This window comes from Thalassotalea castellviae, assembly GCF_031846185.1.
GTDB classification, from domain to species: Bacteria; Pseudomonadota; Gammaproteobacteria; order Enterobacterales; family Alteromonadaceae; genus Thalassotalea_H; species Thalassotalea_H castellviae.
On the sequence record NZ_JAVRIF010000002.1, the window covers coordinates 545,610 to 560,709 of the forward strand.

Below are 15,100 nucleotides of genomic sequence, written 5' to 3' on the forward strand. Positions count from 1 at the left end.
TTTATCAAAGTTCATTCAGGTTTTGTGAAAACTACACCATATCATCAAACGGATTATGTTTAGGTAAGGCGATTTTATGGTTAAAGCCTGACATAGCAATATTATCCGCAGTAATATCGAGATCTTCATCTGATAATACCCCATCACCAAATTTATAAATAATATCAAATTGTGCATTATCGGCTTTTTCTTGGTAAGCTAACTGAGCTTTTTCGACCAAGACTAAACTTGCTTGATAACGTTGCATCGCAGACTCTCCATGACGTTTTGCCATCATTGAAAGTGTCACGTTAGGTGAAAGAATTGTTGCTGTGGCATTATTACCGCCGAAGCCTTTTGAATTGATAAACGCAACGTCCATTTCCTGACAATGCCAGTGATCGGTCGCAATATTTAAGCGTTCGCTATAAACATCGTCAGCTACTTTATCAATAGTAGTAATACCCGGCATAATATTATGTGAGAACACACCTAATGCCATGGCAACTTGGTCGCCACTGGCTGGACCGATAGTATGACCAACATAAGCTTTGGGTGCTGCTACGGGCCAGTTATTTATGTCAAAACTTTGCGCAAGTCGATCATAAATTAATGACTCTGTGACTCTATTTTGTGGTGTACTTGAACCATGTGCCAAAATAAAACTACGATTTTGCACTGAGTCTTTCCCAACAATACTCGCGGCTAATGCAACTGACTTTGCCATAGTAATATAGTTACCAGGACCGGGGGCGGTGATCGATTTTTTAATGCCGTCTGCATTGGTATAAACATCAGCCACTGAGCCTAGAACCTTACATCCCAACTCAACTGTTAACGCATCATCCATTAAGACAATAAATTGTGCGGCTTCACCGATAGTAAATCCACAATTATCGCCAAAAGGACGACTGGTTTTACGGTGATTCGCACTACCTTCAGTAATACCATCTAGCTTTTTCAAGCCTTCTTCATTGGCTAAAGCGCTCATATTGCCAAAACCTTCAATCACTTCAGGCGTAATGGCACAGTCATTACTGCCAACAATGGCAACACGAATTCGTCCAGCTTGAATGTCTTGTACTGCGGCTTTAAGGTTGTATAAAAACGTTGCACAAGCACCCGTTGAAGTAAATGTACTACCAACACTTCCTGTTACATATGCATTGATAAAATCCGTCGACATGGTGTTTAAGCCAAGCGCCAAATTTTTCGTAGAAACACGTTCGCCGCGCATCCGGTTTTGCATCATACCGCCAAGCCCTTCACTCTGTACTTGACCGAACACTGAAGCTGAATATGTACCAACTTCATCAGGGCTAATTTTACTGGCAATATCATCCCAACTGTATCCGGTAGAATGAATAGCATCGGCTGCGCCAAATATAGTTGCTTGTAAACCTCTTGGTTGGTAACGGCTGTTATAAAGGACAGCCGGTTCAAAACCGGTAGGAAATTGACCCGCAGCTTTAATCGGGTTATCACGCGTTGAGTCATGTTTAGCTTCAAATTCACCGGCTATTTCAACACGGACTCTTTTATTTTCAAATTCAGTTATTTTCCATGAACGAGGCAAAGGAGTAGGTAAATCACGCGCTTTAGTTTCAAATGTAATCGCATCATCAGCCTGCCCCATAGTCATCTTTTGCTGCCAAGGCGTTGCATCAGGATCAAAATGATTTTTTTCAATTTTACGGATCAAAGTACCATTTAGGATTTGTTCACCAAATAGCGACTCAACTTGGTTAGCTTTAACAACCGCACCATTTTTATCGAGCAACTTACCATCTTCAAACTTAAGGATATTCATTAAGGTCGCTAAGCCAACAAATGTTTCTTGGCGTGCTTCAGCATTTAGCTTATCAATAACAATTCGGCGAAAGCCTTGGTGAAATGAGGTTCGACCTGCAGCGTTTATACCGCCCATGCCAACAATAATAGGTAAAGCTGTCATTCATATTTCTCTTTATGCAAAACTATCAAACGTAATGTTGACTAGTGTAGAAATATTTACGGACAATTTATGGTTATTTAAAGCCAAAATTTATGGCAAAATAGCCAAACATGCGTTTATTCATAAAAAACTAGCCAATGAAACGTCCAAAAATCAATATAGCGCTCATTTTATATGACGGTATGTTAGCAACTAGCGTCAGTTTACCCGTCGAAATGTTACGTGCGGGCGAAGCGATAGGCAGGCAAGCCAATAAAAAAGCACCGCGTTTATCGATTCAAATGGTCGCCGAAAATGAACAACCGGTTGTCACTCGAGCATTAATAAAGCTTTTACCTGATTCAAGTGTACAAAAGGCTCGTAAGCCTGATTACGCGATCATTCCAAGTTTATGGCGAAATCCCCGCCCTTCAATACAAAAACAGCCACAATTAATCCAGTGGTTGAAAAACATATGGAATGACGGTTCGACATTAATTGGTGGTGGTACTGGCGTTTGCTTTATGGCTGAGTCAGGTTTGCTTGATCACCACCCTGCGACAACCCATTGGCATTATGTTGAACAATTTAAACGGGATTACCCTAAGGTATTGTTAAAACCAGACTTTTTTATTACTCAATCTGATCGTATATATTGTGCAGCTAGCTTAAATGCTCTAGCCGATATTATCGTTCACATTATTTTTCAAATTTATGGGAAAACCGCAGCTCAACACGTTGAACGTAATTTTTCTCATGAAATTAGAAAACCTTATGAAGAGCAACGATATTTAGAAGGAGCCGTAGATAAACATTCTGATGAGTTAATTATTCAGATACAGTTTTGGATGCAAACAAACCTCAACTCTTCCTTATCTTTAAAAGATGTGGCGGAACAATTTGGGATCAGTCAACGTACTTTTACCCGTCGTTTCAAAAATGCAATAGGAATAAGTGCGATGAACTATTGGCAACAATTGAAAGTTGAAGCCGCCAAAGAATTATTAGCCTCAAGTAACTTATCTATTCAAGAAATTTCTTATCAAGTAGGGTATCAAGATCAAAGTCATTTTACTAAACTGTTCAAAAAATCGTTAAGTACAACACCAAAAGACTATCGTTTAATGGTTAAAAAGAAATTATTTTCACAATAAAATAATTATCGTGGCAATTCACAAGCAATAGACAAGGTTTTTGTGCTGTTAAGTGAAGTTGTGTGCTAAGTATAACGTGTTTTATGAGGGTAGCGGCATTCACCAAAGCCAAAAAAACACTGATCATTATAACCAGTGTTTATTCTTTGCTTTAAATAAATGGGAATTTATTAAGCGGCTTTTAATTTACGCGATAATAAACCAACGACGCCTAGAGCAAAAATAGCTAATGATGATGGCTCTGGAACTTGTGTAGTAATAGCGATTGGCGGCTCACCTTCTGAAGGAGCAGCAATAGTCCAGTCTGAAGCGTAAAAAGTGCTACCTGAATGAGTATCTTTAACGCGTTGATATACAAATTGATCATCATCAACAACATCAGCTAAAGGTCCACCTACAAAAGTTGCCCCAACAGGCACGTTAATGTTTTGAATAGCAGTAATAAAATCAATTAAAACACCCGAAGCATTATAAAGAGCGATAGAAAATGCAGTTCCGTCATTAATTGGGATATTAAATAGAACGTTTACATCATGGCTTGCCTCTTCACCGACAACAAGAATATCGCCTGGTGCAAGTAACAATGCACTATTAAAGATAAACACATCAGAATCATTTTCATAAAAGTTTATGCTGTAATCCTGTAAATCAATTGCAGCACCGCCGGTATTAACTAATTCAATATAATCTTCATCACCAAGATTAACTTCATTGATGATCAAGCCTGCGTTGGCGGTTTGTATAAATGTCGCTAGGATAACTAACGCAGAGAAAAAAAGTGATTTCATGTTCTTCCTTAAGTTGTTTAAAAATAATCACTTACGCCTAAGCAATAATCAAACCAACACAAAATAACGTTAATTATCAACAAGTTATACGAATTAAGTTAATAAAGACACTATATGTGTAAAAAAACACGACACAATCTTTGCGCTAAATCACTAAAATAGTTAAGAAAATAATTATTACGGACAAAATTCTTCTTGTAAAAAACTAATCAGTCGCACAACCGATTGGTTAGCAATACTATAATATATAGTTTGCGATTCGCGGCGAGTTTTCACCAGTGAATCATTTCTTAAACGTGCTAAATGCTGAGATAAACTTGACTGGCTTAAATCTATAAATTGATTCAGTTCACTCACTGACAGTTCTTTTTCGCCAAGATAACAGAGAATTAATAGTCTATTTTCATTACTCATCGCTTTCAGTAATTCCGCGGCTTGACCAGCATTACTTCTCAATTCAGCGATATCAACTTGCTTTGCTTGATTCATTTTTCTATACCTTATAAAACTATTCATTGATATTACATTAGATTATGCTAATATAAAAGTATATTAACAAAAACTAATATACAAAGGATGCCACTTTGCATTATTCTCAGCTTTTACAATTTGCATTAAATAAGCCGAAAACCATCTACGCGATAGTAATCACTATGGTGCTAATTAGCTTAGCAATGATCCCTCAGCTCACCATAGATACTGATCCTGAAAATATGTTAAGTAGTCAAAACTCTGAACGCGTTTTTCACAATAATATTAAAAAAACCTTCAACATGCCTGACATGATAGTGGTGGGCATAGTGAGTGAAAATAGCATTTACCAACCAAAAACGCTGGCTATTTTACAACAGTTATCCGATAAAATTTTACAAATTGAAGGGGTGATCACACAAGATCTATTATCACTCAGTGTGGTGGATAATATAACTCAAGAAAAAAATGGTGGCATTCGGTTTGAATATCTCATGCAACGAGCGCCTAAAGACTTAGCGGGTAGTGAAAAAATTGCTGAGGCAGTAAAGCGTTTACCTTTACTTGCAAACACCTTAGTGTCTGGAGACGATAAAGCCGCGGCCATCTATGTTCCAATTACCGCGAAAGATTTAAGTTATTCGATCGCGGAACAAATCAGAGAAATTAATCAAACCTTTACCCATCATGATTTAACTTTTCACATTACTGGACTACCGATTGCTGAAGATCAGTTTGGCTACGAAATGTTTGTCCAAATGGGCATAGCAGCGCCACTGGCAGGCTTAGCTATTTTTGTTTTACTATGGTATTTCTTTCGAAACTTTCCATTAATCATTGCACCAATGGCCGTAGCAATGGCGACGGTAATTATTATCATGGGTGCATTAATAGGCCTTGGATTTACTGTACATATTATGACCTCGATGATCGCCATCTTTTTAATGCCGATTGCCGTTGTCGATTCCGTACATATTTTGTCGGAGTTTTCGGATCGTTATAAAGAAGGTGATGACACCAAACAAGTCATTAAAAAAGTAATGTCGCACTTGTTCACTCCCATGCTATTTACTTCCATTACCTCAGCCGTTGGTTTTTATTCTCTTTTATTAACCCCTATCCCACCCGTGAAAATCTTCGGTGCCTTCATTGGCACAGGCATTTTATTAGCCTTTTTATTAACGGTAATTTATTTACCGGTTTATCTGTCGAGATTAAGCCCGAAGTCTTTAGCAAATTTACAGCTTGCGGTCGCTAAAATGGAAGAAAAAGGCCGTTTATCGAATAGTCTTTTATGGCTTGGCAACTTAGCAACGAAAAAAGCCAAAGCCATTATCTTTTCTTTTATTGTGATATTTATCTTCAGCCTTGTCGGTATCAATAAAATCATTATCAACGATAATCCGGTTAACTGGTTTAAAGCCGATCATGAAATTCGTATTGCCGATAAAGTCCTTAATGAACATTTCGCCGGGACATACGATGCATGGTTAGTGTTTAGCCAGCCTCAAAAAGACGTGCAACAAGCAGAACTAACATTCATGCAGTTGATTGCAGATGCGAATCAACAAGGAATCGATTTATCAACAATTCAAGAGCACTTAGCACAATGGAAGTCCTCAACAGATAAAGGCATATTTAGCCAAGAATTATTAATAAAATTAGATGATTTAGCCTTTAGTGTTGCGATGGAACACCAAGCAGCTATCGATAAATTATATCAATTTGCTGATCAACAATTTGCCCAGCAAAAATTATATATTCAACCTGAGATGTTAAATTGGCTTGCCGACTTACAAACGGCACTAAACAACACGGCATTAGTAGGTAAAACAAATGGTTTGAGCGATATCGTACGTACGGTAAACCGAGAACTACACTCAGGAAACGCGCTTGATTTTGTTATTCCTAAAACCAGTAATGGCGTCGCTCAAACGTTATTACAATATCAATCTTCTCATCGACCAAATGATCTGTGGCATTTTGTCAGTCAAGATTATCAACAATCTTTAATTTGGCTACAAATGACCAGTGGTGATAATCAACATACTACGGCGGTTGTTGAATGGGTTAATCAATATGTACAACAAAATCCAGCGCCAATTGACGTTGAAATGAATTGGGCAGGAAAGTCGTATCTGAATATTGTCTGGCAAGATGCCATGGTAAACGGCATGCTCAACAGTTTACTTTCTTCCTTTGTGATTGTCTTTTTAATGATGGCACTGTTATTTCGCTCGATAAAATATGGCGTGTTAGCCATGCTACCTCTCACTTTAACCATTAGTTTAATTTACGGTTTAATCGGTTGGTTAGGAAAAGCCTATGATATGCCTATCGCGGTACTTTCAGCATTAACATTAGGACTTTCAATTGATTTTGCTATTCACTTTTTACAACGGGTTCGTGAATTAGAAAAACAAACCAACAGTTTAACCAAAGCATTGCTATTAATGTTTGAAGAGCCTAGTAGAGCTATTTCAAGAAATGCCATCGTCATCGCTATCGGTTTTACTCCGTTATTACTCTCACCGTTAATGCCCTATATTACGGTGGGATTTTTCTTAGCAAGTATCATGATAGTTTCCGCATTAGTGACATTGCTGCTATTGCCAGCCTTACTAAGTCTTTTTTCAAAGGATCAGACGACTAACAACCAAGCTTAAGTTTATGAATGACTCATGAAAATAAAACAGGATAAATGATGTTACATTTTTTAAAGAAAACACAATTGATTACATTAAGTTTTTTATCTTTGATAACGGCAGCACATGCAACTGTGAATGTTGATAGCATTATCAAAAAAAGTAACTTAGCGTCTTATTACGCCGGTGAAGACGGCAGCGCACAGGCAAGAATGATCATCGTCGATGCCAATGGAAATAAGCAAATGCGTCAATTTACAATTTTGCGTAAAGACCAGGAAGATTTAGGCGATCAAGATATGTTGGTGTTTTTCTCTCGACCAACTGATGTTCAAGGAACCGTTTTTCGAGTCACCAAAAAAGTACAAGCAGATGATGACCGCTGGTTATATTTACCGGCACTTGATCTCGTTAAACGCATTTCTGCCGGAGATAAACGTACCTCATTTGTTGGCGCTCACTTTTATTATGAAGATGTTTCAGGTCGTAATCCCGCAGAAGATAATTATTCTTTAATAAGCAGCGACGAAGAATCGTACATCATGAAAGCCGTACCTAAAGACCCATCAAGTGTAGAGTATGCTTATTATCACATCATCATTGATAAAAATACTTATTTACCAATGAAAGCGAGCTACTTTAATGAGCAGCAAGAAATCATCCGCGAAATGCAGGTGCTAGCGGTGCAAAATATAGACGGTTTCCCCACGGTTGTTCATGCCAAAATGACACAATTAAGTGATGGTAGCTTCACCGAAATGCAATTTAGGAATGTGAAATATAATGTTGGATTGCCCGACAATATTTTTTCTGAACGCAGCCTAAGAACTCCACCAAAAGCATGGTTAAGATAGTGAAGAAATTGGCCCTTATTCAAACTTTTTCACTGCTAGGTTTCTCATTAACGAGCAGCCAAATAATTGCCCAAACAAAGGCGGTGCAACAAGCTGTCACTGAATCTTCAGATGAAAAAGCCAGCCAAGAAATATCAACATTGTCGGCTGATGGCTGGCAAGATGAATGGGCAGATGATTGGCAAGAAACGACTCAATTATCACCGTGGAAATTCAGTTACTTTGTTGAAGTAGCTTACGGTAGATTTATGCAAAATAATATCGTTGAGTCTAATGCTTCATTGAGCGAATTAAGAGGGCGTATCAATCTTGATTATAGTCACGCGTTTTTCGAATTAACCGCTAAAGGTGATTTTCTCTACGACGACGTATTAGTGCAAACTGATTTTAATACCCGAGAATTAAACATCGCCTTTAGTCCATTAAAAAACCTTGACGTAAAACTTGGTAGGCAAGTACTTACTTGGGGCACTGGCGACTACCTTTTTCTCAACGATTTATTTAAGAAAGACTGGCAATCCTTTTTTTCTGGTCGTGATGATGAATATTTAAAGTCGGCGTCAGACAGTATTCGAATGACTAGCTATTGGGGAGATTTCACCGTTGATCTGGCATGGACTCCAGAGTTTACTCCTGATAATTACCTTACCGGAGAACGTTTCTCATTTTATTCGCCTTTGATGAAAACGAATATTGCGCCTGATGAAAACTTTAGGGTTGAGCAAACACAAGACTCACAATGGTCGGCTCGGGTAGCAACAAGTATTCAAGGCGTTGAATATGCCCTATATGGCTACAAAGGTTTTTGGACAACACCACTTGGCATGAATCAACAAGGTATGGCTTATTTTCCGAAGATGAATGCCTGGGGAGCGAGTGCTTTAACCCCACTAAGTACTGGAATTTTTAAAATGGAATTTTCTGCCTATAACAGTCTTGAAGACAGACAAGGGAACCAAGCAGCGATTCCAAATAGCCAAATAAGAGCGTTAATCGGCTATGAGCAAGAAGTGATTAAAAACTTATCGGTTGGTTTGCAATATTACCTTGAAAAGACCCAACACTATAATGCTTATACACAATCCGCATTATTTACCGATGAAGTCGTTGACGAATATCGACAACTAGCCACCGTTAGATTGCGTTATACCACTATGCAACAAAAATTAATTTATTCATTATTTGCTTTCTATTCTCCAACAGACCAAGACAGTTATTTAAAACCCGCTATTCATTATCGATACAACGATAATTATAGCTTTAGTGCAGGGGCAAATATTTTCTCGGGAAATCAACCTTTTACCTTTTTTGGTCAACACCAGGCAAATACCAATGTTTGGTTAAGAGGACGATTTAGTTTTTAATTTTATTCAACAACTATAGGTATTAACCATGAAAACAAATATTTCATTAGAAACCGCCATCATTCGTTTTGCAGGATTTATGGTGCTATTGTCCGTAGCTTTAACCTATTGGTTACACCCTAACTTTATGTGGTTTACGGTATTTATTGGTGCCAATTTATTTCAGTCTTCATTTACCGGCTTTTGTCCCGCTGCAACTGTTTTGCAAAAGTTTGGCTTTCAAAGCTCCTCCAATTGCTCAGACAAGTAAAGTCATAGAAAAGCCAGAAATCCCTTGTCTTTACTTGTCACCATCGCTTAGGTACGGCAAACTAGAGCTCTACTAATATTTATCGATTAATTGATTAAAAATAGAGATTAAAATGAGCGAAATGTTGATTGCACAAAACCAAATTAGCCAAATGTTAACCATGCAAGATGCGATGAATGCAAGAGTCAGTGAAACATGGCGTGACAATGGTTATGAATGGTATAGAGCAATATGGGTTGAATGTGCTGAAATGCTTGATCATCATGGTTGGAAATGGTGGAAACATCAAGAAATCGACGTCGCTCAAGTACAATTAGAACTGGTGGATATATTCCACTTTGGATTAAGCTTACGATTAATGACCGGCGCTACTGTAAGTGATATTACTTCACAGCTTGCTCATGAACTAACTCAGCAAAGTGATGAAACAGATTTTAAGATTGCCCTTGAAAATTTAGCATCCGCTGCTGTTACCAATAAAGCTTTTGATGCCATTGCGCTAGCAGACTGTATGCGCTTGATGAATATGGATCTTGATGAATTATTTCGTCAATACGTCGGCAAAAACACTTTAAATTTCTTCCGCCAAGATCACGGATATAAAGAAGGGACATATATCAAAATTTGGCATGGCGAAGAAGATAATGAAGTATTAGCTAAATTAGTGAACGAGTTAGATGCTAGTGCCACTGACTTTCAACAACAACTTTATTCTGCGCTAGAAGCTAAATACCCTAGTTAACGACGGATTCTAAGCTTTAAAAGTGCGCTTAGGAACAAACTAGGCGTATTTTTACCCTGTATTGCTTAAGTCACCAATCACATCGTTTGAGTAATCTAAAGCAAAAACTATCACGTTTTATAGGCCAATAAGTTGACTGATCCCAGGTTTAAGTTGGGTAAGGCCTGCTTGAATACCCCGTTCTAACGCTTGTTGCGCTGATACACCTTCACACCAAAATGCATGCAGAGTAATTAATGCGCCTACTCGGTTACCTGTTGCACAATGAATTAACGTCGGTTTATTAAACGATAAGATATTATCAAGCCGTTCAGCTGCGTCTTTGGTAAACGAGTGGATATTAGTCAATGGAATAGCATGATAGTCACTCTCCATTTCACGTAAAACATTCCATTCATCGAAGTGGTTAACTTCGTTTTCCCCTCTCAAATTAACAACATGTTTAACACCTATTCTGTCGAGCAATAGCAGGTCTTCAATTGTCGGTTGGCCACCAACGATCAGGGTTTTAGTTGGTACTAGTACATTATCCATCTGAATGTTATTGATTATTTCAGCAGTAAACATTGCATACTCACTCTTATTTTTTCAAGGTAATTAAATTTTCACGACCATATATTTAAGCATTCTATCGTTTAAATATTACATTAGTCAAAACTAATTTAGAAAAACCTAATATTTAAAGCACTTCGATAATTTATCAATGTATAGCGTCAAATTAACAGAAGAATGAGTGATTAAATAAAACACGAAGAGATTAAATGGCTCACCCCGATTTCCTGCATTGATCTGTTCTGTAAATTATTTATCTGTATGGCACATTCCGTGCTTATTCCATAGTAATTATATAAACGTCAAAATTTTGAATTATCGGAGATGACTATGGAACTTATACTTTTCGCCATGATCAGCCTAATTGTTATTGTTGCTTTATTAGCGAGTCGCTTAAATGATAATAGCTTCCCTTTTCCTTTTGAAAAAAAGCAGGTGGTCTTTACCGCGGCGGAGAAAAATTTTCAGAATTTAGTTGAGCAAGCTTTAGGGCCAAAATATCGCATCATTAATCGCGTTAAATTATCTGATATGGTCACGATTCGAAATGGCGTCTCGTCTAAAGCAGGACAAACCGCAACCCATAATGCTGACAATAAATATTTAGATTTTGTTATTTGTGAACGTGACACAATGAAATTATTAGCCGCCATTGATTTAGTCGATACCCAAGGTAAAGGCTACAAAGTTAAAAAGGATTGGTTTGTAAGTGGCGCTTTAGAAGCTGCCACCATTCCTCACTTACGTATTAAAGTAAAAAGTAACTACAGTCTTGATGAAATAAGAGCCTGTATAAACAGTCGTTTACTCGGAAATACGGCTCCTGCCCCTAAAGTTAAAGGGCGTGTTATACCTGCACCATTAGTTAAAGCACGCAAAAAAGTAGATAATGAACAACCAGCTACAGGCGTTATTACCTCTGCAGCCGCAGTTGCTCAAGCAAACTTAAACCGACAAATACCCGCTCCTCAACAAGCAGCATTGCCTCATTAACAAAATTTACGGTAACTCAAAGGTTGATCATCAACGCCTTTGAGTTACCCCCGCGTTTACTCATTCCGAGCAAAAATTTCAACTAGATAGATAAATGTCGGCTTGGATCAATCAAGGGATTCTCCTCTTTCCTAGATTCAGGTTATAATCTCTTTTATCTAACGACTTAATTTTGAAGAAGAATCATGAAAGCAGGCATTATCGGTGCAATGGAGCCAGAAGTTGCAATTTTAAAAGCACAATTAGTAGATGCAACAACCAAACAACTCGGCGGTTATACATTTTATCAAGGAAAATTAGCGGGCAATGACGTCGTGATTGTTCAATCAGGTATTGGAAAAGTTGCTGCTGCTTTAGCAACCGCTTTTTTAATTCATGAATTTAACCCTGATTATGTGGTAAATACTGGCTCTGCCGGTGGGTTTGAACAATCGTTGAAAGTTGGAGATATCGTGATCAGCTCTGAAGTCAGATATCACGATGTTGATGTAACGGCGTTTGGTTATGAAATAGGTCAACTGCCTGCTAACCCTGCTGCGTATATACCTCATCCAATGTTAGTCGAGGCCGCAAAATCGGGTATTGCACAATTAAATAACATTCAAACACTGATTGGTTTAATCACCACTGGCGATACTTTTATGACTAAAGATGATGACATTGCCAAAGCTCGAAAAAATTTCCCAACCATGGCAGCGGTTGAAATGGAAGGCGCGGCCATTGCCCAAACTTGTCATCAATTAAACACGCCATTTGTCGTGATTCGTTCGATGTCAGATATAGCAGGCAAAGAATCACCCACGTCATTTGAAGCTTACTTAGAAACAGCTTCGGTAAATTCATCACAGTTAGTGCTGAATATGTTAACTAGTTTACAAGATAAGACCTTGTCTTAATCTTTGAGTCTTGCATGATTGAAGTTTATGACGCCTTACCTCAAATAGCGCAATATATACTTGTGTTATTTGGCGTGGTGTTTTGTAAACTGTTGTTCAATATAATATCCCCTTCATTGACGCAACAATCAGCATTTAGTTTTTATCGCTTTTATTGTCAGCAACTTGCCGAAAAAGTAAATAAAGATAAAAACAGTGATTCGCAACGAAACATTGCGGGTTTTATTGCCACCGTGATCACCATAACGCCTTTAATTGTTATTGTTTGGTTATTTGAAGAATTTATTGCTGTGCCAGTAATTTGGCAAGCGTTGCTTTTATTTACTGCATTGGGAAGTTTTAACTTAAATAACCTAGGTAAAACCGTAGCCACTCAACTTAACGCACAAGATAAATACCAAGCAAAACAAACTTTATCACCTTGGCTGTCACGTGATGCCGAGCAATTATCACCTATTGGTATCAGTAAAGCTTGCATTGAAATGCTGCTTTTGAGAAAAATACAACAACAATTTGCCATCGGCTTTTTCTTTATATTTATAGGACCATTAGCGGCATTAAGCTTTCGTTTACTGCTAGAAACGCACTACAGTTGGAACTTAAAACATCATCAGTTTCGATTTTTTGGTCGCTTTATCGCTAAAATAACCAACTTATTACAATGGTTACCCAGCAGATTGTTTTTCTTGTTATTGATTTTAACGTCGATGAATCAAAATAGTTTATTATTTTGGCGACTTGTTAAACGATCATTTTTCACTAATAACAACAGTATTGTTATCGCATATTTAGCTTATATATTGGGAATAAAACTAGGCGGTGTTGCTATGTATAGTAAAAATAAGCTTCGCCGAGAGTCGTTCAATGATCAAGGACAACAACCACAAGCAAAAGATATTATTGCCACGATAAAACAGCTTAATTTGGTGATGACCTTAGCCATAGGAATATTAATTTCAATCGTCATTGTTATTGCTATACTCGTAAAATAATCAACTTAAACATGTTTAAGGTTAATGCTAATGAAACTGCAACTCACTTTTATTCTGCTCGCTTGTTTTTCTCTATTTAGTCATGCTAATAAGATCAGTAACATCTCACAGCAACAATTACTCAGTTTACAACATGCTGCAAAAGCGCCAGAATTTATCGTCCTTGATGTGCGCAGTAAGGAAGAATTTAACGCGGGTCATATAAAAGGCGCTTTGAATATAAGCCATGACTCTATAGAACAGCATTTAGATAAATTATCGGGTTACCAAGATAAAACAGTGGTAGTGCATTGTCGCTCAGGCAGAAGGGCTGAAATTGCTGAAGCAACATTGCAAGCAAACGGTTTTACTCAACTAAAACATTTAACCGGCGATTATAAAGCGTGGGAAAGTGCTGACTTGCCATTAGTAAAAGAATAAAAATGTTTGAATTATTGCGCTGGTTAGATTTATTTGGCGTGATCGTATTCGCTCTTTCTGGCGCATTAATGGCGGGCCGATATAAACTTGACCCGTTTGGTGTTGTTGTTTTGTCGGCTGTCACTGCGGTTGGTGGCGGTACAATACGCGATGTTATTTTAGATACCACCGTTTTTTGGGTAGCCGATCCTATTTACTTATTCGTTATCTTAATGACGGCCATATTAACGATATTAATCATACGTCGACCCAAACGAATTCCTAAACGATTTTTATTGATTGCTGATGCTTTTGGCTTAGCATTATTTGCCGTTTTAGGAACACAAAAATCCTTAAACTTAGGCGCACCAATACCAGTCGCTATAGTTATGGGAACCATTACAGGTGTTGCAGGAGGAATGATCAGAGACGTGCTCTGTAATGTGATACCTATGATTTTAAGACAAGAAATTTATGCTTTAGCAGCAATGCTAGGTGGCTGTTTATTTGTGGTTTTTCATACGTTTGGTTTATCTGAAAATGTCTCAACGATTTGTGCGATTGTTGGTGCCTTAAAATTAAGATTAGCGGCAATATATTGGCAAGTATCGTTACCAGCTTTTCATATTTCAGAAAAAGAACAGTAACAAAGAACGAGTCGAATAGAATAAGTAGGCAGCTAAAAGCGACACAGAAAAATTAGGCTTCAATTCCCCAACCATCGTTATAACCATTAAATTTAGCGGCGATTTGTTCAAGTTGAGCTTCTTGTGCAACAATAGCATCGTAATCAGGTAACATATTAATGGTACAATCTAAGTCCCAAACATTAGGAATTTCATCAGGATGAATGCTTAATTGCATATCTGGCGCTTTCTCTTTTAACAATTGAGCCATGGCTTCTGCTTGTTCTTTTTGCTCAAACAATTGAAAAAAGACAACTGGGTGGACAATCGTTAAATCAACACCTGCTGCCTGCATTTCTGTTAAAACTTGGCCTGTATCATCGTTTGGAAAAGTCATAAAAAATTACCTAATTAAATTCAGCGCCATTATAAACATCAAAATCAAAGTATGATAGTTAAGAC

At 37.7% G+C, this 15,100-nt stretch carries 16 protein-coding genes; 11 read left to right on the forward strand and 5 right to left on the reverse strand.

What is annotated here, in order from left to right; translation table 11 throughout:
• Positions 1–31: 31 nt before the first annotated feature.
• Complete coding sequence (locus RM573_RS06105) at positions 32–1,933, reverse strand: beta-ketoacyl synthase (RefSeq protein WP_311578755.1); 1,902 nt, start codon at positions 1,931–1,933, stop codon at positions 32–34.
• A 137-nt stretch (positions 1,934–2,070) separates the two neighbouring features.
• Here RM573_RS06105 and RM573_RS06110 point away from each other — a divergent pair, with 137 nt between their 5' ends.
• Positions 2,071–3,066 (forward strand): GlxA family transcriptional regulator, encoded by a 996-nt coding sequence (locus tag RM573_RS06110; RefSeq protein WP_311578757.1) that lies wholly within the window; start codon positions 2,071–2,073, stop codon positions 3,064–3,066.
• A 170-nt stretch (positions 3,067–3,236) separates the two neighbouring features.
• Here RM573_RS06110 and RM573_RS06115 read toward each other — a convergent pair whose 3' ends face one another.
• Positions 3,237–3,854, reverse strand: a complete 618-nt coding sequence (locus tag RM573_RS06115; protein WP_311578760.1) for a lamin tail domain-containing protein — start codon at positions 3,852–3,854, stop codon at positions 3,237–3,239.
• Positions 3,855–4,031: 177 nt separating this feature from the next.
• The gene (locus RM573_RS06120) at positions 4,032–4,343 is read right to left on the reverse strand and encodes an ArsR/SmtB family transcription factor (RefSeq protein ID WP_311578762.1); all 312 of its coding nucleotides are present in this window, start codon (positions 4,341–4,343) and stop codon (positions 4,032–4,034) included.
• Positions 4,344–4,438: 95 nt separating this feature from the next.
• On the opposite strand from RM573_RS06120, the gene RM573_RS06125 reads away from it, so the two are divergent.
• The 5 genes from RM573_RS06125 to RM573_RS06145 all read left to right on the forward strand — a co-directional run bounded on the left by RM573_RS06125 (position 4,439) and on the right by RM573_RS06145 (position 10,180).
• Positions 4,439–6,991, forward strand: coding sequence for an efflux RND transporter permease subunit (locus RM573_RS06125; protein ID WP_311578764.1), 2,553 nt, complete (start codon positions 4,439–4,441; stop codon positions 6,989–6,991).
• A 35-nt stretch (positions 6,992–7,026) separates the two neighbouring features.
• A complete protein-coding gene (locus RM573_RS06130) occupies positions 7,027–7,824 on the forward strand; it encodes an outer membrane lipoprotein-sorting protein (protein WP_311578767.1) in 798 nt (265 codons plus the stop codon).
• Positions 7,824–9,188, forward strand: a complete 1,365-nt coding sequence (locus RM573_RS06135; protein WP_311578769.1) for a hypothetical protein — start codon at positions 7,824–7,826, stop codon at positions 9,186–9,188. The genes RM573_RS06130 and RM573_RS06135 overlap by 1 nt, the downstream gene beginning before the upstream one ends.
• A 40-nt stretch (positions 9,189–9,228) precedes the next feature.
• Positions 9,229–9,438, forward strand: a complete 210-nt coding sequence (locus RM573_RS06140; protein WP_311578939.1) for a YgaP family membrane protein — start codon at positions 9,229–9,231, stop codon at positions 9,436–9,438.
• Between the two features lie 121 nt (positions 9,439–9,559).
• Positions 9,560–10,180, forward strand: coding sequence for a dUTP diphosphatase (locus RM573_RS06145; RefSeq protein WP_432280221.1), 621 nt, complete (start codon positions 9,560–9,562; stop codon positions 10,178–10,180).
• A 117-nt stretch (positions 10,181–10,297) separates the two neighbouring features.
• Here the strand turns inward: RM573_RS06145 and RM573_RS06150 are convergent, their stop codons facing one another.
• The gene (locus RM573_RS06150) at positions 10,298–10,747 is read right to left on the reverse strand and encodes a protein tyrosine phosphatase family protein (RefSeq protein ID WP_311578776.1); all 450 of its coding nucleotides are present in this window, start codon (positions 10,745–10,747) and stop codon (positions 10,298–10,300) included.
• A 315-nt stretch (positions 10,748–11,062) separates the two neighbouring features.
• Here RM573_RS06150 and RM573_RS06155 point away from each other — a divergent pair, with 315 nt between their 5' ends.
• The 5 genes from RM573_RS06155 to RM573_RS06175 all read left to right on the forward strand — a co-directional run bounded on the left by RM573_RS06155 (position 11,063) and on the right by RM573_RS06175 (position 14,659).
• Positions 11,063–11,725 (forward strand): DUF2726 domain-containing protein, encoded by a 663-nt coding sequence (locus tag RM573_RS06155; RefSeq protein WP_311578779.1) that lies wholly within the window; start codon positions 11,063–11,065, stop codon positions 11,723–11,725.
• A gap of 185 nt (positions 11,726–11,910) precedes the next feature.
• Positions 11,911–12,621: a 5'-methylthioadenosine/S-adenosylhomocysteine nucleosidase gene (gene mtnN / locus RM573_RS06160; RefSeq protein WP_311578784.1), complete on the forward strand. Its 711-nt coding sequence runs from the start codon at positions 11,911–11,913 to the stop codon at positions 12,619–12,621.
• Positions 12,622–12,635: 14 nt separating this feature from the next.
• Positions 12,636–13,613: a cobalamin biosynthesis protein CobD/CbiB gene (locus RM573_RS06165; RefSeq protein WP_311578787.1), complete on the forward strand. Its 978-nt coding sequence runs from the start codon at positions 12,636–12,638 to the stop codon at positions 13,611–13,613.
• Positions 13,614–13,643: 30 nt separating this feature from the next.
• Complete coding sequence (locus RM573_RS06170) at positions 13,644–14,033, forward strand: rhodanese-like domain-containing protein (protein ID WP_311578790.1); 390 nt, start codon at positions 13,644–13,646, stop codon at positions 14,031–14,033.
• Between the two features lie 2 nt (positions 14,034–14,035).
• Complete coding sequence (locus RM573_RS06175; RefSeq protein ID WP_311578793.1) at positions 14,036–14,659, forward strand: trimeric intracellular cation channel family protein; 624 nt, start codon at positions 14,036–14,038, stop codon at positions 14,657–14,659.
• Between the two features lie 52 nt (positions 14,660–14,711).
• Here RM573_RS06175 and RM573_RS06180 read toward each other — a convergent pair whose 3' ends face one another.
• The gene (locus RM573_RS06180) at positions 14,712–15,035 is read right to left on the reverse strand and encodes a ribonuclease E inhibitor RraB (RefSeq protein ID WP_311578797.1); all 324 of its coding nucleotides are present in this window, start codon (positions 15,033–15,035) and stop codon (positions 14,712–14,714) included.
• Positions 15,036–15,100 lie beyond the last annotated feature (65 nt).